The organism is Micrococcus sp. 2A (assembly GCF_039519235.1).
Lineage (GTDB): Bacteria > Actinomycetota > Actinomycetes > Actinomycetales > Micrococcaceae > Micrococcus.
Window position 1 is genome coordinate 504,789 of sequence record NZ_CP154351.1, and the last position, 17,523, is coordinate 522,311.

Consider the following 17,523-nt stretch of genomic DNA (forward strand, 5'->3'; position numbering starts at 1 on the left):
GGGTGTGTGTCACATCTTCCGGAGCGAACGAGGTTTGCAGTGACGAGACAGCAGCGGGCTCGGCTCTCACGGGGGGCGACGATGGCCTCCGTGATGACCGCCGGAGCGCTCATCCTGGCCGGATGCGCGCCGGCCGAGGAGGGGGCGCCCACCCTCACCTGGTACACCAACCCGGACGACGGCGGGCAGGCGGCCATCGCGAAGCAGTGCACGGACGCGGCCGGCGGCGAGTACGCCGTCGAGACGTCCATGCTGCCCACGGACGCGGCCTCCCAGCGGGAGCAGCTGACGCGCCGGCTCGCGGCGGGCGACACCTCGATGGACATCATGTCCCTCGACCCGCCCTTCGTCCCCGAGCTCGCGGAGCCCGGCTTCCTGGCCCCCGTGCCGGAGGATCTGCAGCAGCAGGCGAGGGAGCACGCCCTCGAGGGTGCGTTGGCCGGCGCCACGTGGAAGGACGAGATCGTCACGGTCCCGTTCTGGGCCAACACGCAGCTGCTGTGGTACCGCAAGTCGGTGGCCGAGGAGGCCGGGCTGGACATGTCCCAGCCCGTCACGTGGGACCAGCTCATCGAGGTGGCCCGCGAGCAGGACAAGGAGCTGGGCGTCCAGGGCGCCCGCGGGGAGTCGATGACCGTGTGGCTCAACGCCCTCGTGGAGGGCGGTGGCGAGCACATCCTCGCCAACCCCGACGCGCCCGCGGACGAGGTGCAGACGAACTTCGGGTCCGAGGCTGGCCGCAAGGCCGCCGAGATCATCTCCACGATCGGCAAGGAGGGGCTCGGCAGCGCCGGCCTCCCCACACAGGACGAGAACGCCTCCATGCTGCTCTTCCAGGGCGAGTCCGGGTCCTTCATGGTGAACTGGCCGTTCGTGTGGCCGGCCACCCTCGCCTCCGTCAAGGAGGGCTCCCTGCCGGAGGACCTCCCCGAGGACATCGGCTGGGCCCTCTACCCCCAGACGACGCAGGCGAAGGACTCCGCCCCGCCCGTGGGCGGCATCAACCTGGGCGTGGGCGCGAAGTCCGAGCACGCGGACCTCGCGTGGAAGGCGGTCCAGTGCATCACCACCGCCGAGCACCAGGCCCAGTACTTCCGGGACAACGGCAACCCGCCGGCCGACCCTGTCGCCTACGAGGACCCCGAGGTCATCGAGAAGTACCCCATGGCGCCCACGATCCGGGAGTCCCTGGAACAGGGCGCACCGCGCCCGCAGACGCCGTACTACAACGAGGTGTCCACCGCGATCCAGCAGCGCTATGCGCCGCCGTCGAACGTGGACCCGGCCGTCACCCCGGCCGAGACCGACGCCTTCATCCAGGAAGTCCTCCGAGGGGAGCGCCTGCTGTGAGCACCGCTGTCACGTCCATCACCGCACCGGAGCAGTCGCGCCGGCCGCGCCGTCGGAAGTCCGCTCGCGCGACGTCCGAGGCCCGCCTCGGCTGGATGCTCGCCGGCCCGGCGTTCTTCGTCATGCTGTTCGTGGTGCTCTACCCGATCCTGCAGGCGCTCTACGACTCGCTGTTCACCTACCGCTTGACGGCGCCGGGGGAGCGGGAGTTCGTGGGGCTCGGCAACTACGGCGTGATCCTCTCCGACCCGGTCTTCTGGCGGGATCTCGGGATCACTCTGCTGATCACCCTGGTCACCGTGGTGGTGGAGCTGATCCTCGGCTTCCTGCTGGCCCTGGCCATGCACCACGCCATCACGAGCACCCGCGGGCTGATCCGCACCATGATCCTGGTGCCCTACGGCATCATCACCGTGGTGTCCGCCTTCGCGTGGTTCTACATGTTCTCCATCGACTCCGGCTTCATCAACCACTGGTTCGACTGGGTGCCGGGGATCAGCGCGGACCTGAACTGGTTCGCCCAGGGCTCCACGGCGCTGTCCGTGATCATGCTCTCGGAGATCTGGAAGACCACGCCGTTCATCTCCCTGCTCCTGCTGGCCGGCCTGGCCCAGGTGCCGGGCGACCTCACCGAGGCAGCCGCCGTGGACGGCGCCTCGTGGTGGCAGCGCATGCGCCTCGTGATCCTGCCGACCATGAAGGCGTCCATCATGGTGGCCGTGCTGTTCCGCGCGATGGACGCGTTCCGCATCTTCGACTCCATCTACATCATGACCAACGGCGCCTACGGCACCGAGGTCCTCTCGCTGCTGGCCTACCGCACCTCCATCGGACGGCTCGAGATCGGCATGGGCTCCGCGATCTCCGTGCTCCTGTTCCTGTGCGTGGCGCTGATGGCGTTCATCGCGATGAAGGTCTTCAAGGTGGACCTGGCCGACCGAGGAGGTTCCAAGTGAGCAGCGCCGTCCCCGTCCCGTCGGTCGAACCCGCCGACCACCCCGAGCTGACCACCGCTCCCGTCGACCGCCACACCCCCGCCCGCCGTCCAGGCGCCGCCCGCCAGAGCCTGCTGTGGTGGCTCCTCGCCGTGGTGATCGGCGTGTGGTGCCTCTTCCCGCTGTTCTCCATCTTCGCCACGAGCTTCAAGACGCCCGCGGACCTGGCGAACGGGAAGCTGCTGCCCACGCAGTGGTCCACGGTCAACTACGAGGAGATCTTCGTGGGCGGCTCCCGCGAGCTGTTCCTCACGGCGCTGCGCAACTCGATCGGCATCACGGTGATCGCCACCCTGATCGCCGTCGTCCTGGCCACGCTGTGCGCCTACGCGATCGCCCGCCTGGACTTCCCGGGCAAGAAGCTCGTGCTCACCGTGTCACTCATGGTGTCCATGTTCCCCGTGATCTCGCTCGTCACGCCCCTGTTCAACATGTGGCGCACGCTCGGGCTCTACGACACCTGGCTCGGCCTGATCATCCCCTACCTGTCCCTGACGCTGCCGATCTCCATCTGGACCCTGACCGCGTTCTTCCGGCAGATCCCGTGGGAGCTGGACCAGGCCGCTCAGGTGGACGGGGCCACGCCGCTCGAGGCCTTCCGCAAGGTGATCGTGCCGCTGGCCGCCCCCGGTGTCTTCACGACGGCGATCATCGCCTTCTTCATCGCGTGGAACGACTTCGTGTTCGGCATCTCGCTGACCTCCACCGAGGACGCACGCACGGTCCCCGCCGCGCTGGCCTTCTTCACCGGCGCCTCGCAGTTCGAGTCGCCCACGGGCGCGATCTCCGCGGCCGCCATCATCGTGACCATCCCGATCGTGATCCTGGTGCTGCTCTTCCAGCGCCAGATCGTCGCCGGTCTGACCAACGGCGCGGTCAAGGGCTGAGGCCCGCGAACGAGACCTTCCCGAAAGGACCCACCCCATGGCCTCCATCACCCTGAACCACATCGACAAGACCTACGACGACGGCTACCACGCCATCTCGGACGTGAACCTCGACATCGAGGACGGCGAGTTCGTCATCCTCGTGGGCCCCTCCGGCTCCGGCAAGTCCACGCTCCTGCGCATGATCGTGGGCCTCGAGGACATCACCGACGGTGAGCTGCTGATCGGCGGGCGCCGCGTGAACGAGGCGGCCCCCAAGGACCGCAACCTCGCGATGGTGTTCCAGAACTACGCGCTCTACCCCCACCTGACGGTGTACGAGAACATCGCGTTCCCGCTGCGCCTCGTCCGCGACGGCAAGCCCTCCGACGAGGAGATCGACCGCAAGGTGCGCGACGCCGCCCGCGTCCTCGAGCTGACAGACCACCTGGAGCGCAAGCCGGGCAACCTCTCCGGCGGCCAGCGCCAGCGCGTGGCCATGGGCCGCGCGATCGTCCGCGAGGCGGACGCGTTCCTCTTCGACGAGCCGCTCTCCAACCTGGACGCCAAGCTCCGCGGCCAGATGCGCGCGGAGATCTCCCAGCTGCAGCGTCGCCTGGCCACCACCTCCGTGTACGTGACCCATGACCAGACCGAGGCCATGACGCTCGGCGACCGCGTGGCCGTGCTCAAGAAGGGCGTGCTCCAGCAGGTCGCCAGCCCGCGCGAGCTCTACGAGCAGCCGCTGAACCTGTTCGTGGCCGGCTTCATCGGCTCGCCGTCCATGAACTTCCTGCCCGCCTCTCTGCGCTCCGAGGGCGGACGGCACGTGCTGTCCTCCCCGATCGGCGACATCCCGATCCCCGAGGCGAAGGCGCGCGCGGCCGCCGGCCGGGGCCTCGTCCTCGTGGGCCTGCGCCCTGAGTTCTTCGAGGACGCCTCCCTCGTGGACGAGGACAAGAAGGCGGCGGGCTCCGTGTTCCGGGCCTCCCTCACCCACCTCGAGTGGCTGGGCCACGAGCAGTACGGCTACATCGAGTTCCAGCCGGACCCCGAGGTCGCGGGCGTGCTCGCAGACCTCGCGAAGGACCTGGACGCGGACGAGATGCGCCCCGTCGTCGTGACCACGCTCTCCGCGGAGTCCCTGGCCCGCCCCGGGACGCCCCTGGACCTGTGGGTGGACACCTCCCGCCTGCACCTGTTCGACCCCGAGTCCGGGGAGAACCTGACCCGGGATCCGGAGGCCGGTGCGGAGCTGACCCGCCGTGCCGCGGACGAGCGCCGCCGGCAGATCGAGCTCGCCACCCAGCGGGACGCCGCACCGCGAGCCTGAGGCGTCCCTCGGAACGCGACGCGGCCCCGACTCGATCGAGTCGGGGCCGCGTCGCGTTCCGGGGGAGGTCAGGGCTGCGTGACGGTCTCCTCCCCGGGCATCTCCTCCGTCACGACCGCGGCGCGGTGGGCGGCGGCCAGCTCGAGGTACGTCGCGGCGTTGGCCTTCAGTCCCTCGCGCTCCTCGTCGGTGAGGGGGCGGCGCACCGTGGCGGGGACGCCGGCCACGAGGGAGCCCGGCGGCACCTGCGTGCCCTCCAGCACGACGGCGCCCGCCGCCACGAGGGTGCCCGCCCCGATCACGGCGCCGTTCATCACGGTGGCGGACATGCCGATGAGGCAGTCGTCGCCGACCGTGGCGCCGTGCACCACGGCGGCGTGGCCGACGGAGACGCCCGCACCGAGGGTGCAGGGGACGTGCTCGTCCGCGTGGAGGACGACGTTGTCCTGCAGGTTGGTGCGCTCGCCGACGCGGATGGGCGCGGAGTCGCCGCGAACGGAGACGCCGTAGAACGCGGAGCAGCGCTCGGCCATCTCCACGTCGCCGGTGATCGCGGCGGTGGGGGCGAGGAAGACGGTCTCGTGGATGCGGGGCGTGGCGCCCTGGACGGTGAGGATGTGTGCCATGCCACGAGCGTACGCACGCGGGGCGGCCGCCGTCAGGGGCGCGTGACGAGCCGCCTCACGCGAACACCACCGTCCGCCTCCCGTCCACCAGCACGCGGTGCTCGGCGTGCCAGCGCACGGCCTGGACGAGCGTGGAGCCCTCCACGTCCCGGCCGCGCTCCACGAAGTCCTCCGCGGTCTGGGCGTGGGTCACGGGCTGGACGGACTGGGCGATGATCGGCCCCTCGTCGAGGTCGGCGGTGACGTAGTGGGCCGTGGCGCCGATGATCTTCACGCCGCGCTCGTGCGCCTGGTGGTAGGGCCGCGCCCCCTTGAACGAGGGCAGGAACGAGTGATGGATGTTGATGGCCATGCCCTCGAGGTCCCGGCACAGCTCGTCCGAGAGGATCTGCATGTAGCGGGCGAGGACCACGAGGTCGATGTCGTGCTCGCGGATCAGCTCGCGCAGGCGCGCCTCGGCGGCGGCCTTGGTGCAGCGGCTCGCCGGGTCCGTGGAGATCGGCACGTGCACGAAGGGCACGCCGTAGAAGGCGGCGAGGGGCTGCAGGTCGAGATGGTTCGAGACGACGACGGGCACCTCGATCGGCAGGCTGCCCGCGCGCTGCTGGAACAGCAGGTCGTTGAGCGTGTGCCCGTCCTTCGAGCACATCACGAGCGTGCGCATGCGGCGGCCCGCGTCCCACAGCCGGGCGCGCACCCCGAACTCGGCGCGCACCGGGGCCAGAGCGGCCTCGACGGCGGAGCGCGCCTCCGGCGTCGTGAACTGCACCCGCAGGAAGAAGTCGCCCGAGTCGGGGGAGCCGTACTGCTGCGACTCCGTGATGTCCGCGCCGGCGCCCAGCAGCGCCCCGGACACCGCGTGCACGATCCCCTTGCGGTCCGGGCACGCGACGGTGAGGACGAACGGGTTCTCCCCGGGCGGAGGCTCGAGCGGTGCGGCGGGGGAGGGCAGGGCGGGGTCCATGCCCCGATGCTAGCCACGCGTCGGTGCCCGTCTGCTTCATGACGGGGCCGCGCATCGTGGCCCCGGGGCGGGTCAGTGTGACACCCTGAGAGCTGGTCCGCCACACCGCCTCGCCGGTGAGGGTCGGACGGTGGCGCCGGGCTGGCCGGCCGCCCCGAGCTACCGAGGAGTCCCTCATGACGAATGCCCAGCTGTACTGGATCATCGGGGCGATCATCGTCCTGATCGCCATCGCCCTCCTGATCGCCCTGATGTCCCGCCGCGGGCGCGGTGACGACGTCGTGGAGATGCGCCATGAGGAGCCGGTCCGCCCTGCCGCCGCGCGCCCCGAGGCCACCGCGACGACGGTGCGCCCCGCCGGGGACGAGCAGTCCCGCACCCGCCTCTCCTCGCTGGACGCGACGGCCGCTCCGGCAGACGACACGGCGACCGCGTCGAAGGCCGACGGCGCCGGCGCGTCTGCCCTCCGCGCCTTCGACGCGACCGCGATCGGCGAGAAGGGCGCTGGGACGTCCGCCCCCGCGCCGTCAGCGTCCCTGAAGCCCGCGCCGTCCTTCGGCTCCACCGCCTCGCCGGCCCCGGTCGAGGCCGCCGAGACCGCCCCCGCCCCGCAGGCCGTCGATCCGCTCGCGGCCGCCGTCGAGGCGCTGCCGGACCAGACTCCCGCCGAGATCGCCGCCGAGGCCCTCGAGGACGCGGCGCCCGCCGCCGAGACCTCCGCGGTGACGAAGCCCGCGGCCGCCGCCCCGGCCACCGTCGCGCTGCCCGTGACCGAGCGCACCGACTCCGCGTCCTCGACGTCCGAGGGCACCCTCGGCCTCGGCGCGGCGGGCGTGGCCGGCGGCACCGGCGTCGTGGTGGACGAGAACCAGGGCGGCGTGGACCTGCCCGAGCCGGCAAAGCCCGCCGAGCCCGTCGTGAAGGCCGAGCCGGCGCAGCCCGCCGTCGCGGTGAAGCCCGCCCCGGCCGTGAAGTCTGCTGAGACCGCCGCTGCGGACGAGACCATCGCCCCCGCCGTCACGGCCGAGCACGACGCCGAGGACGCCCCGGCCGAGGCGATGGTCCCGCCGGTCCTGGCGCCGGCCGTCGACCCCGCGCCGACGTCCTCCAGCCAGACGCCCGTCACCCCCGTGGCCGGGCAGGTCCTGCGGGACGAGAAGCAGGGCTCGGCCGCGGGGATCTCCGCCGCCGGTGCCGCCGCGGCCTCCGTGAGCGCCGGCGTCGCCGGAGGGACCGGCGTGACCGTGGACGACCAGGTGGCACCGGCTGCCGCCGCCACGACCACGACCGCAGCCGCGACCACGCCCCGCGCGTCCGCCCAGGCCCCCGGCCTGATCGGCACCGCGGAGTCGCACCCGACCACGCCCATCCCCGCGGCGGAGGCCCCGGCCGCTCCGCGCGGTCCCGTCGTGGACGGCACCCCCGGTGTCCCCGGCCGCGTGGCCTTCACCGCCCCGGACCGCCACGACGAGGTCGTCGCCGTCTCCCCGGACGAGGCCGCGCACGAGTCCGGCATCCTCGGCAGGGCCGCCGAGACCCTCAAGGAGAAGGCGGCCCCGCTCGCCGAGAAGGCCGCCCCGCTGAAGGACAAGGCCGCCCCCCTCATCGAGAAGGCGGTCCACACCGCCGCCCCGATCGTGGAGAAGGCCGTGGACTCCGCCGTGCCGCTGGCCAAGAAGGCCGCCTCCACCCTCAAGGACAAGCTGGCCCAGGCGCAGCAGCGCCGCTGGGGCAAGCGCTGACCCCGGGGCCGGCGTGCCGGCCCACCCCTGAGGCGACCCCCGCCACCGGTCACGGTGGCGGGGGTCGCCTCGTCGGGGCGCGTCCGGCCGAGGGCGTCCGGCACCGCCGCGCCTCCGCACGCGTCCGGAGGAGGCGGAGCCGCGCGGTGTCCGCCGGATCACTAGGATGGGCGGCACCGGCCCGTTCCGGTGCCCGCTGCCCCCAGTCGAAGGGAAATCCCGTGACGCAGTCGCCCGACATCAACACCCAGCCCCTCTCCGAGGTGGATCCGGAGATCGCCGCGGCCCTCGCGGACGAGCTCGGCCGCCAGCGGGGCACCCTCGAGATGATCGCCTCGGAGAACTTCGTCCCGCGCGCCATCCTGCAGACCCAGGGCTCCGTGCTGACCAACAAGTACGCCGAGGGCTACCCGGGGCGCCGCTACTACGGCGGCTGCGAGTTCGTGGACGTCGCCGAGAACCTGGCCATCCAGCGCGCGAAGGAGCTGTTCGGCGCCGAGCACGCCAACGTGCAGCCGCATGCCGGCGCGCAGGCCAACGTGGCCGTGATGACCGCGCTGCTGGACCACGGGGAAACCATGATGGGCCTGTCCCTCGCCCATGGCGGCCACCTCACCCACGGCATGAAGATCAACTTCTCCGGCAAGAACTACAAGATCGCCGCGTACGAGGTGGAGCCGGACACCTACCGGATCGACATGGACACGGTGCGCGAGGCCGCGAAGGCCGCGCAGCCGAAGGTGATCGTCGCCGGCTGGTCCGCCTATCCGCGTCAGCTGGACTTCGCGGCGTTCCGCGAGATCGCCGACGAGGTCGGCGCCAAGCTCTGGGTGGACATGGCCCACTTCGCGGGCCTCGTGGCCGCCGGCCTGCACCCGAACCCGGTCCCGCATGCCGATGTCGTCACCTCGACGGTGCACAAGACCCTCGCCGGCCCGCGCTCCGGCTTCATCCTCGCCAAGGAGGAGCTCAAGAAGAAGATCGACTCCGCCGTGTTCCCCGGCCAGCAGGGCGGGCCGCTCATGCACGCGATCGCCGGCAAGGCCGTGGCGTTCAAGATCGCCGGCTCGGCGGACTTCAAGGAGAAGCAGGAGCGCACCCTGCAGGGCGCCCAGATCCTCGCCGAGCGACTCACCGCCCCGGACATGGCGGAGCTGGGCATCTCCGTGCTCACCGGCGGCACGGACGTCCACCTCGTGCTCGTGGACCTGCGCGAGTCCCAGCTGGACGGCAAGCAGGGCGAGGACATCCTGCACGAGGTCGGCATCACCGTGAACCGCAACTCCGTGCCGTGGGACCCGCGCCCGCCGATGACCACCTCGGGCCTGCGCATCGGCACCCCGGCCCTGGCCTCCCGCGGGTTCGGCGAGGCCGAGTTCCGGGAGGTCGCCGAGATCATCGCGGCCGCCCTCACGCCGAGCCCGGACGTGGAGGCGCTGCGCGCCCGCGTGGTGAAGCTGACCGAGGACTTCCCGCTGTACGAGGGCCTCGAGTCCTGGTGACATCGGCCACGGGCCGCTGACATGCGCCGCGGGGCGGTCTCCGGATGCGAGAGACTGTTCCGCGGCGATGTGCATTTCGACGAAGGGGAGCGTGCGATGACCGCGAAGGTGCTGGACGGCAAGGCGACGGCGGCCGCCATCAAGCAGGAGCTGCGCGGGCGCGTGCAGGCCCTCGCCGAGCGAGGGATCACCCCGGGGCTCGGCACGCTGCTCGTGGGGGAGGACGCCGGCTCGCAGAAGTACGTGGCCGGCAAGCACCGCGACTGCGCCGAGGTGGGCATCGAGTCCATCCAGAAGGAGCTGCCGGCGGACGCCACCGAGGAGCAGATCCTCGAGGTCGTGCGGGAGCTGAACGAGGACCCGGCCTGCACCGGGTACATCGTCCAGCTGCCCCTGCCGAAGCACGTGGACACGCAGAAGGTCCTCGAGGCCATCGACCCGGACAAAGACGCCGACGGCCTGCACCCCATGAACCTCGGGCGCCTCGTGGCCTCCGTGGGCGGGGAGCTGGACTCGCCGCTGCCGTGCACCCCCGCCGGGTGCGTCGAGCTGCTGAAGCACCACGGCGTGGAGCTCGCGGGCAAGCACGTCCTCGTGATCGGCCGCGGCGTGACCATCGGCCGTCCCGCGGGACTGGTGCTCACGCGCCGCGAGGTCAACGCCACCGTGACGCTGGCCCACACGGGCACCACGAACCTGGACGAGCTGCTGGCGCAGGCCGACGTCGTGATCGCCGCCGCCGGCTCCGCGCACATGGTGAAGCCCGAGCAGGTGAAGGACGGCGTGATCGTCCTGGACGTGGGCGTCTCCCGCGTGACCGGCGAGGACGGGAGGAGCCGCGTGCTCGGCGACGTCGACCCGGCCGTGAAGGAGAAGGCGTCCTGGATGGCGCCGAACCCGGGCGGCGTCGGTCCGATGACCCGCGTCATGCTCCTGGCCAACGTGGTGGAGGCGGCCTCGCGTAGGATCCCTCCCTGTGATCCACACCACTCCCTCCGCTGACGCGCCCGAGACCGCCGGGCGCCCCGCCCTCACGCCCGAAACCGCCGCCCCCGTCATCCGCGCGCGCGGCCTGCGCAAGCAGTACGGCGAGTTCCATGCCGTGAAGGGCATCGACCTGGACGTGCGCCCCGGGGAGTGCTTCGGCCTGCTCGGCCCCAACGGCGCGGGCAAGTCCACCACCATGCGCATGCTCGCCGGCACGTCGCAGCGCACGGCGGGCGAGCTGAGCATCATGGGCATCGACCCGGAGGACGACGGCCCCGCCGTCCGTGCGCACCTGGGCGTGGTGCCCCAGCAGGACAACCTCGACGAGGAGCTCACGGCGCGGGAGAACATCCTCATCTACGGCCGCTACTTCGGCCTGCCGTACTCCTACCTCAAGCCCAAGGCGCAGGAGCTGCTCGAGTTCGCCCAGCTCACCGAGAAGGCCGACGCCAAGGTCGCCGACCTCTCCGGCGGCATGAAGCGCCGCCTCGTGATCGCCCGGGCGCTCGTCAACGAGCCGGCCCTGTTCCTCCTGGACGAGCCCACCACGGGCCTGGACCCCCAGGCCCGCCACACCCTGTGGGACCGCCTCTACCGGCTCAAGGAGCGTGGCACCACCCTCCTGCTCACCACGCACTACATGGACGAGGCGGAGCAGCTGTGCGACCGGCTCGTGGTGGTGGACGCGGGCGAGATCATGGCCGCCGGCACGCCCGCGGAGCTCATCCGCGAGCACGCCTCCCGCGAGGTCCTGGAGGCCCGCTTCGGCACGGACCGCAACGAGGCCGCCGCCCGCACCCTGCAAGCCCATGTGGGCGACGGCGTCGTGCACCGCGTGGAGGTCCTGCCCGACCGCGTCCTCCTCTACGCCGAGCGCGCGGACGACCTCCAGCACGCGCTCCAGCGACTCGTCGACGACGGTGCCGTGCCCGCCCCCGCCACCACCCTCACCCGCCGCGCGAGCCTCGAGGACGTGTTCCTCATCCTCACCGGCCGCACCCTGGTGGACTGAGCCGTGGCCGCCTCCGCCTCCACCCCGCCCGCCCCGGACTCGCCCCCGACGACGGCGCCCGCCGCCGCCCCGACGACCGCCGGCCCCCTGCGGCCCCCGATCTCCGCGGCCGAGAGCGCCGAGCGCGTGCGGGCCCGTGGCGTGCTCTTCTACGCCGAGCACACGTTGCGGACCATGCGCCGCTACGGGGCGGTCCTGATCGTCGGCGCGCTCGGCGAGCCGCTCCTCTACCTGCTCGCCATGGGCCTCGGGCTCGCCCAGCTCATGGGCGGTGGCGCCCCGCAGGAGGCCCTCGGCGGCGTCTCCTACGTCGCGTTCATCGCCCCCGCGCTGCTGGCCTCGGGCGCCCTGATGACGGCCTCCGTGGAGTTCTCCTACCCCGTCATGGGCGGGTTCCAGTGGCACAGGACGTACTACGCCGCGCAGGCCACCCCGCTGTCCCCGGCGCAGATCGCGCTCGGGCACCTCGCGGCCGTGAGCCTGCGGTTCCTCTTCCAGGCGGCCGTGTTCTTCGCGGTCATGCTGGCCTTCGGCGTGGTCTCGAGCCCGTGGGGCTGGCTGCAGGTGCTCACGGCCACGCTCGGCGGCCTGGCCGTGGGCGCGCCGATCATGGCGTTCGCGGCGTCCCTCACGGAGGACAAGGGCCAGTTCGCCACCCTGCAGCGCCTCGTGATCATGCCGCTGTTCCTCTTCTCGGCCACGTTCTACCCGCTCGACGCCCTGCCCGTGTGGCTGCGGTGGATCGGCTGGATCTCCCCGCAGTGGCACGCCGCCCAGCTCGGCCGCGTGCTCTCCTACGGCATGGCCGAGCCCGCCTGGCTCACGGCCGTGCACCTGCTCGTCCTGCTCGCCCTCGCCGGCATCGGCACGTGGCTCGCCGTCCGCGTCTACACGCGCCGGCTCGGCTGGAGGCGGGGTGCCCCGGATCGCGACGCCGTCGCCGTGCCCCGCACGCGCACCGCCTCCCGCCTCGGGGGGAGGCCAAGCCCCGCCGAGGCGGCGTCGGCCGCCCGGCCCGGCGCGTCGTCGTCCGCGGCGGTGGGGTCGGCCGCGGACGCCGTGCCGCCCATGCCGCCCATCACGGTGCGCCGCGGCCCGCTGTCCGGCATGTACTCGGGGAACGTGCGGGCCGTCATGGAGCGGGCCCTCCTCTCCCTGAAGTCCAACAACTGGGTGGTGTTCTTCTCCGGCTTCTTCGAGCCGGTGCTGTACCTGGCCTCGATGGGCATCGGCCTGGGCACGCTCGTCGGCGACGTCACGGGTCCCGACGGCACGCCCGTCCCGTACGGCATGTTCATCGCCCCGGCGCTGCTGGCGGTCTCCGCGATGAACGGCGCGATCTACGACTCCACGTGGAACGTGTTCTTCAAGCTGCGCTACGCCAAGACGTACCAGACCATGCTCGCCACCCGGCTGGGGCCGCTGGACGTGGCCGTCGGCGAGATCGCCATGGCCCTGCTGCGCGGGCTCATCTACGCGGTCGGGTTCCTGATCGTCATGACGGTCGCCGGCCTGGTCACGTCGTGGACGGCCGTGCTCATGATCCCGGGCGCGCTGCTGGTGGCGCTCGGCTTCGCCTCCCTGGGCATGGCGGTCACCAGCTTCATGAAGACGTTCCAGCACATGGACTGGATCCAGATCGTCCTCATGCCGATGTTCCTCTTCTCCGCCACGTTCTTCCCGCTCAGCGTGTATCCGCCGGCCATCCAGGGGGTCATCCAGGTGTTCCCGCTGTGGCACGCCGTGGAGATGATGCGCGCGCTCGCGGTGGGTGTGATGACGTGGGGCACGCTCGGGCACGTCGCCTACTTCGTGGCGATGGCCGCCGTGGGCGTGTGGCTCACCTCGCGGCGGCTGGGCGCGCTGTTCCTGCGCTGAGGGTGCCCGGCCCGGTGCCGCGCGTCGGTGGTGCCGCTCAGGCCGCGCGGGCCCGGGACCGACGGCGGCGCAGCAGGTCCGCGCCCGCGGAGACCAGCACGAGGGCCCAGCTGCCGGCCACCACCGCCAGCGCGCTGCCGCCCGCCACGCCGTACTCGTGGGCGGTGGGGGCGTGGCCCGTGCCCGCGAGGGCGGAGAAGTACACGCCGGTGACCATGGCCAGGCCGATCGAGGTGCCCACGCGCTGCGCGGTCTGGGCGACGCCGCCGGCCGACCCCGCCTCCTCGGGGAGGACGTCGTCCATCATGAGCACCTGGGCGCTCGTCATGATGAGCGCCTGGGACGCGCCCTGCGGGATGAGCAGCGCGGCGAGCGTCCAGAGGGGCCACGCGCCGTCGGCCACGCGGACGAAGGCGAGCATGAGGGCGAGCATGGAGGCCACGCCCAGGGCCGCGCCCGTGAACACGAACCACGGGCCGAACCGGTGCACCTGCGAGCCGATCCACGTGGAGGACGCCGTCACCAGGAGGGCGGAGGCCAGGGTGATCATGCCCGCCGCGAGGGCGGAGTGCCCCAGGCCCTGCTGCACGAACACCGCGATGACGGCGAACGCGCCCGGCATAGTGCCCATGTAGACGGAGGTGTGCAGGGTGGCGAACGTGAACGAGGGGCGCCGCAGCAGGGCCGGGTCCACCATGGGGTGGACCCCCGTGTGCGGGGCGGCGGCCCGCACCCGCTTCTCCCACAGCCACCACGCGGTGAGCAGGGCGGCCGCCACGGCCAGCAGCCACCAGGTGCCCGGCAGGATGAACGGGAGCATGAGGGACACGGTGGCCGCCCCCAGCAGCACGACGCCGACGGGATCCAGGGCGCGCAGCCCGCGCGGGACGACGGCGGCGGTCCGCGTCGGCGGGTGCAGCCACAGCACGCCCAGGAGCAGGGCCAGCAGCCCGATCGGGGCGTTGACGAGGAACGACGCGCGCCACCCCGCCTCCGGACCGAGCAGCCCCATGAGCAGCCCGCCCAGGAGCGGCCCCACCGCCACGCCCAGGCCGATCACGGTGCCGAACATCCCGTAGGCCGTGCCGCGCGCCCGCCCGGAGAAGGTGGACTGGATGACCCCGATGATCTGCGGGTTGAACAGTCCCGCGCCGATGCCCATCAGGAGCCGGGCACCGTTGAGCACCAGGGGGCTCCAGGCCAGGCCCGCGAGCAGCGAGCCGAGGACGTACACCGCGATCCCGGCGAGGAACAGCGGCTTGCGGCCCCACAGGTCGCCGGCCCGTCCGGCCGCCACGAGGACGACGCCGAACGTGAGGGTGTAGCCCGAGAGCACCCACTGGAGGTCCGCGCTGCTCGCCCCCAGGCCCGCCTCGATCGCGGGCAGGGCCACGTTCACCACGGACACGCTCATGAGCGACAGGAACAGCGGCATCAGGAGGATCGCGAGCACGCGCCGCTGCTCCGGGGTGAAGTGGGCGTCTGCGGGGCCGGGCGCGGCCGCGGGAGAGGAGGTGGGGGTCACCGCCCAAGGATAGGGCCCGTGCGCCGCTCGATTCGGAGCGCGGCGCCCGCGTGCGGGATGATGGTGGCCAGCCTCGTCCGCCTCCCGTCAGGATCCCCATGTCCAGCAGCCTGCCCACCGGTTCCGCCGCTCCCAGCCGTCGCGCCCGCGCCTCCCGCGCGGGACTGCCCATCGGCTCCACCGCCTTCACGGTGATGATCATCGTGCTCCTGGTGGCCATCGTCTTCGCGGCCAACGCGAACGACGTCATCGGCTGGCTCGTGGTGGCCATCGCCGCGGGGTGGCTGGTCTTCGCGGTGATCGTGTTCCTGCAGCTGCGCGCGGGCGTGCGCTCGGCGGCGGCCACGGTGGACCGCACCGTGTCCACGGTGCGCGCCGACGTCGCCGCCCTCGGCAAGCCCATGGTGCGCGGCGAGACCGTGGAGCCCGTGGTCGACCCGATGCGGGACACCAAGCTGGACCACTCCTTCAAGATCGTCCAGGTGCAGGCCCGCGTGGTGAAGGAGCAGCTCGCCGCGGAGGGCGGCATGGACCGCGAGATGGTGGACCGCGCCCTCGAGACCATCCACATCACCTCCGCCAACGCGCGGGACATGCTGACGGACGACGGGGCCGCGCGATGAGCGAGTCGACGCCGGCCGAGCCCGTCGTGCACGCGAACGCGGGCGCCCCCAAGGCCGACGGCGCGGTGCGCATCGCCACCGTGAACGTCAACGGCATCCGCGCCTCCCACCGCAAGGGCATGGTCCAGTGGTTCGCCGGCCGCGGCGTGGACGTGCTGACGCTGCAGGAGGTCCGCGCACCCCGCGCGATCACGGAGAAGCTCGTCCCCGAGATCGTGGGCGGCGAGTGGACCGAGGTCCACGTCGCGGACCACGAGGCCGCCGCGAAGGGCCGCGCCGGCGTCGCGATCGCTTCGCGCTTCCCCATCGAGGACGTGCGCGCGGGCATCAGGGACGAACGCGGGTGCTTCGACGACGCCGGCCGCTGGCTCGAGGCGGACCTGCGCCTGCCGGACGGCTCGCTCCTGACCGTGGTCTCCGCCTACGTGCACTCGGGCGAGGCCGGCACCCCCAAGCAGGACGACAAGTACCTCTTCCTCGGCGAGATGTCCCGCCGCCTGGCCGAGCTCTCCGCCGCCGGCCACCCGGCCCTCGTGACGGGCGACCTCAACGTGGGCCACACCGAGCGGGACATCAAGAACTGGAAGGGCAACCTGACGAAGGCCGGCTTCCTCCCCGAGGAGCGCGCCTACTTCGACCGCTTCTTCGGCGAGCTCGGCTGGGTGGACGTGCACCGCGCCCTCGCCGGGGACGTGCCCGGCCCCTACACGTGGTGGTCCATGCGCGGGAAGGCGTTCGACACGGACGCGGGCTGGCGCATCGACTACCACATGGCCACCCCGGACCTCGCCGAGAGGGCGAGCGGCGCCGTCGTGGACCGTGCCCCCAGCTGGGCCACCCGCTTCTCCGACCACGCCCCGCTCGTGGTCGACTACCAGCACTGACCCCCACCGACGCGAAGCATCGAGGCATGCCGTGAACACCCCCCAGAAGAAGAACACCGTGCAGGACGTCCTGGCCACCGACGTCTCCGCCACCGCCCACCTCACCGGCGCCTCCACGCGCCACCGCGTGCTCTCCGGCATGCAGCCCTCCGCGGACTCCCTGCACCTGGGCAACTACCTCGGTGCGCTCGTGAACTGGGTGAGGACGCAGGACGACTTCGACGCCTACTTCTTCATCCCCGACCTGCACGCCATCACGGTGCCGCAGGACCCGGACGCCCTGGCCCAGCGCACCCGCGTGGCGGCCGCCCAGTTCATCGCCGGCGGGATCGACCCCGAGCGCTCCACGCTGTTCGTGCAGTCCCAGGTCCCCGAGCACGCGCAGCTCGCGTGGATCCTCACGTGCATGACCGGCATGGGCGAGGCCATGCGGATGACCCAGTTCAAGGACAAGTCCGCCAAGCAGGGCGCCGACGCCGCCGGCGTGGGCCTGCTGGCCTACCCCATGCTCATGGCCGCGGACATCCTGCTCTACCAGCCGCACGGCGTGCCCGTGGGCGACGACCAGCGCCAGCACGTGGAGCTCACCCGCGTCCTCGCGCAGCGCTTCAACCACCACCACGGCGAGACGTTCGTGGTGCCCACGGGCTTCTACCCGGAGACCGGCGCGCGCATCTACGACCTGCAGAACCCGACCGCGAAGATGTCCAAGTCCGCGGAATCCCCGAACGGACTGATCAACATCCTCGACGAGCCGAAGGTGATCGCCAAGCGCATCAGGTCCGCCGTGACCGACGACGGCACGGAGGTCCGCTTCGACCGCGACGCCAAGCCCGGCGTCTCCAACCTGCTGACCATCCTCTCGGCCGTCACGGACACCCCGATCGCCCAGCTCGAGGAGCGCTACGTCGGGAAGATGTACGGCCACCTCAAGGTGGACGTGGCGGACGCCGTCGTCGAGCGCCTGAGCCCGATCCGGGAGCGCGCCACCGAGCTGCTCGCCGACCCCGCCGAGCTGGACCGGATCCTCGCCGTGGGCGCGGCCAAGGCCCGCGAGGTGGCCACCCCGGTGCTCCAGGACGTGTACGGCCGGCTCGGCTTCCTTCCTCCGCTCGGCTGAGGCCGCTCCTCCCTTCGTCGCGGCAGGATCATCCCCGCGGGGGAGGCGCCCGCCCCGGGCCCTGTGTCACGCTGGGGCCGGCGCCCGCGACGGGCGGGCGCCGCCTGCCCCGTGCA

15 protein-coding genes and 1 pseudogene are annotated in these 17,523 nt (G+C 72.3%); 13 read left to right on the top strand and 3 right to left on the bottom strand.

The genetic code is table 11. The features are described from left to right. Positions 1-93: 93 nt before the first annotated feature. The 4 genes from AAG742_RS02360 to ugpC all read left to right on the top strand — a co-directional run bounded on the left by AAG742_RS02360 (position 94) and on the right by ugpC (position 4,544). The gene (locus tag AAG742_RS02360; RefSeq protein ID WP_298714255.1) at positions 94-1,350 is read left to right on the top strand and encodes an extracellular solute-binding protein; all 1,257 of its coding nucleotides are present in this window, start codon (positions 94-96) and stop codon (positions 1,348-1,350) included. Then, positions 1,347-2,306: a sugar ABC transporter permease gene (locus AAG742_RS02365; protein WP_298713993.1), complete on the top strand. Its 960-nt coding sequence runs from the start codon at positions 1,347-1,349 to the stop codon at positions 2,304-2,306. The genes AAG742_RS02360 and AAG742_RS02365 overlap by 4 nt, the downstream gene beginning before the upstream one ends. 110 nt (positions 2,307-2,416) lie before the next feature. Then, the gene (locus AAG742_RS02370) at positions 2,417-3,232 is read left to right on the top strand and encodes a carbohydrate ABC transporter permease (protein WP_248115500.1); all 816 of its coding nucleotides are present in this window, start codon (positions 2,417-2,419) and stop codon (positions 3,230-3,232) included. Positions 3,233-3,269: 37 nt separating this feature from the next. After that, a complete protein-coding gene (gene ugpC / locus AAG742_RS02375) occupies positions 3,270-4,544 on the top strand; it encodes a sn-glycerol-3-phosphate ABC transporter ATP-binding protein UgpC (protein ID WP_298713996.1) in 1,275 nt (424 codons plus the stop codon). 68 nt (positions 4,545-4,612) lie between these two features. Here ugpC and AAG742_RS02380 read toward each other — a convergent pair whose 3' ends face one another. Beyond that, complete coding sequence (locus AAG742_RS02380) at positions 4,613-5,170, bottom strand: gamma carbonic anhydrase family protein (protein ID WP_298713999.1); 558 nt, start codon at positions 5,168-5,170, stop codon at positions 4,613-4,615. A 55-nt stretch (positions 5,171-5,225) separates the two neighbouring features. Further along, positions 5,226-6,134, bottom strand: a complete 909-nt coding sequence (gene purU, locus AAG742_RS02385) for a formyltetrahydrofolate deformylase (protein ID WP_298714002.1) — start codon at positions 6,132-6,134, stop codon at positions 5,226-5,228. Positions 6,135-6,310: 176 nt separating this feature from the next. Here purU and AAG742_RS02390 point away from each other — a divergent pair, with 176 nt between their 5' ends. The 6 genes and pseudogenes from AAG742_RS02390 to AAG742_RS02415 all read left to right on the top strand — a co-directional run bounded on the left by AAG742_RS02390 (position 6,311) and on the right by AAG742_RS02415 (position 13,255). Further along, positions 6,311-7,876, top strand: coding sequence for a hypothetical protein (locus AAG742_RS02390; RefSeq protein WP_343282233.1), 1,566 nt, complete (start codon positions 6,311-6,313; stop codon positions 7,874-7,876). A 221-nt stretch (positions 7,877-8,097) separates the two neighbouring features. Continuing rightward, complete coding sequence (gene glyA, locus AAG742_RS02395) at positions 8,098-9,378, top strand: serine hydroxymethyltransferase (protein WP_343282234.1); 1,281 nt, start codon at positions 8,098-8,100, stop codon at positions 9,376-9,378. Between the two features lie 96 nt (positions 9,379-9,474). Continuing rightward, the gene (locus tag AAG742_RS02400) at positions 9,475-10,380 is read left to right on the top strand and encodes a bifunctional methylenetetrahydrofolate dehydrogenase/methenyltetrahydrofolate cyclohydrolase (RefSeq protein ID WP_298985592.1); all 906 of its coding nucleotides are present in this window, start codon (positions 9,475-9,477) and stop codon (positions 10,378-10,380) included. 55 nt (positions 10,381-10,435) lie between these two features. Continuing rightward, positions 10,436-11,377 carry an ABC transporter ATP-binding protein gene (locus tag AAG742_RS02405; RefSeq protein ID WP_343282415.1) on the top strand — a complete coding sequence of 314 codons (942 nt, stop codon included), beginning with the start codon at positions 10,436-10,438 and terminating at the stop codon, positions 11,375-11,377. 174 nt (positions 11,378-11,551) lie between these two features. Beyond that, positions 11,552-12,247 (top strand): annotated as a pseudogene (locus AAG742_RS02410) (ABC transporter permease); the annotation flags it as partial. Between the two features lie 198 nt (positions 12,248-12,445). Then, on the top strand, positions 12,446-13,255 hold the full coding sequence (locus AAG742_RS02415) for an ABC transporter permease (RefSeq protein WP_248115501.1): 810 nt from the start codon (positions 12,446-12,448) through the stop codon (positions 13,253-13,255). 37 nt (positions 13,256-13,292) lie between these two features. Here the strand turns inward: AAG742_RS02415 and AAG742_RS02420 are convergent, their stop codons facing one another. Beyond that, the gene (locus AAG742_RS02420) at positions 13,293-14,780 is read right to left on the bottom strand and encodes an MFS transporter (RefSeq protein ID WP_343282235.1); all 1,488 of its coding nucleotides are present in this window, start codon (positions 14,778-14,780) and stop codon (positions 13,293-13,295) included. 98 nt (positions 14,781-14,878) lie between these two features. Between AAG742_RS02420 and AAG742_RS02425 the strand changes: the two genes are divergently transcribed. The 3 genes from AAG742_RS02425 to trpS all read left to right on the top strand — a co-directional run bounded on the left by AAG742_RS02425 (position 14,879) and on the right by trpS (position 17,407). Then, positions 14,879-15,403 (top strand): phage holin family protein, encoded by a 525-nt coding sequence (locus tag AAG742_RS02425; RefSeq protein WP_298985596.1) that lies wholly within the window; start codon positions 14,879-14,881, stop codon positions 15,401-15,403. Then, a complete protein-coding gene (locus AAG742_RS02430; RefSeq protein WP_343282236.1) occupies positions 15,400-16,287 on the top strand; it encodes an exodeoxyribonuclease III in 888 nt (295 codons plus the stop codon). The genes AAG742_RS02425 and AAG742_RS02430 overlap by 4 nt, the downstream gene beginning before the upstream one ends. Before the next feature lie 70 nt (positions 16,288-16,357). Beyond that, the gene (gene trpS / locus AAG742_RS02435) at positions 16,358-17,407 is read left to right on the top strand and encodes a tryptophan--tRNA ligase (protein WP_282442512.1); all 1,050 of its coding nucleotides are present in this window, start codon (positions 16,358-16,360) and stop codon (positions 17,405-17,407) included. The last annotated feature ends 116 nt before the right edge of the window (positions 17,408-17,523 follow it).

Excerpts from the sequence above, each read along its gene's own strand:
- purU (WP_298714002.1), bottom strand. The coding sequence starts at position 6,134 with ATGGACCCCGCCCTGCCCTCCCCCGCCGCACCGCTCGAGCCTCCGCCC.
- AAG742_RS02425 (WP_298985596.1), top strand. The coding sequence starts at position 14,879 with ATGTCCAGCAGCCTGCCCACCGGTTCCGCCGCTCCCAGCCGTCGCGCC.
- ugpC (WP_298713996.1), top strand. The coding sequence starts at position 3,270 with ATGGCCTCCATCACCCTGAACCACATCGACAAGACCTACGACGACGGC.
- AAG742_RS02430 (WP_343282236.1), top strand. The coding sequence starts at position 15,400 with ATGAGCGAGTCGACGCCGGCCGAGCCCGTCGTGCACGCGAACGCGGGC.
- AAG742_RS02360 (WP_298714255.1), top strand. The coding sequence starts at position 94 with ATGACCGCCGGAGCGCTCATCCTGGCCGGATGCGCGCCGGCCGAGGAG.
- AAG742_RS02390 (WP_343282233.1), top strand. The coding sequence starts at position 6,311 with ATGACGAATGCCCAGCTGTACTGGATCATCGGGGCGATCATCGTCCTG.
- AAG742_RS02415 (WP_248115501.1), top strand. The coding sequence starts at position 12,446 with ATGCCGCCCATCACGGTGCGCCGCGGCCCGCTGTCCGGCATGTACTCG.
- AAG742_RS02380 (WP_298713999.1), bottom strand. The coding sequence starts at position 5,170 with ATGGCACACATCCTCACCGTCCAGGGCGCCACGCCCCGCATCCACGAG.
- AAG742_RS02400 (WP_298985592.1), top strand. The coding sequence starts at position 9,475 with ATGACCGCGAAGGTGCTGGACGGCAAGGCGACGGCGGCCGCCATCAAG.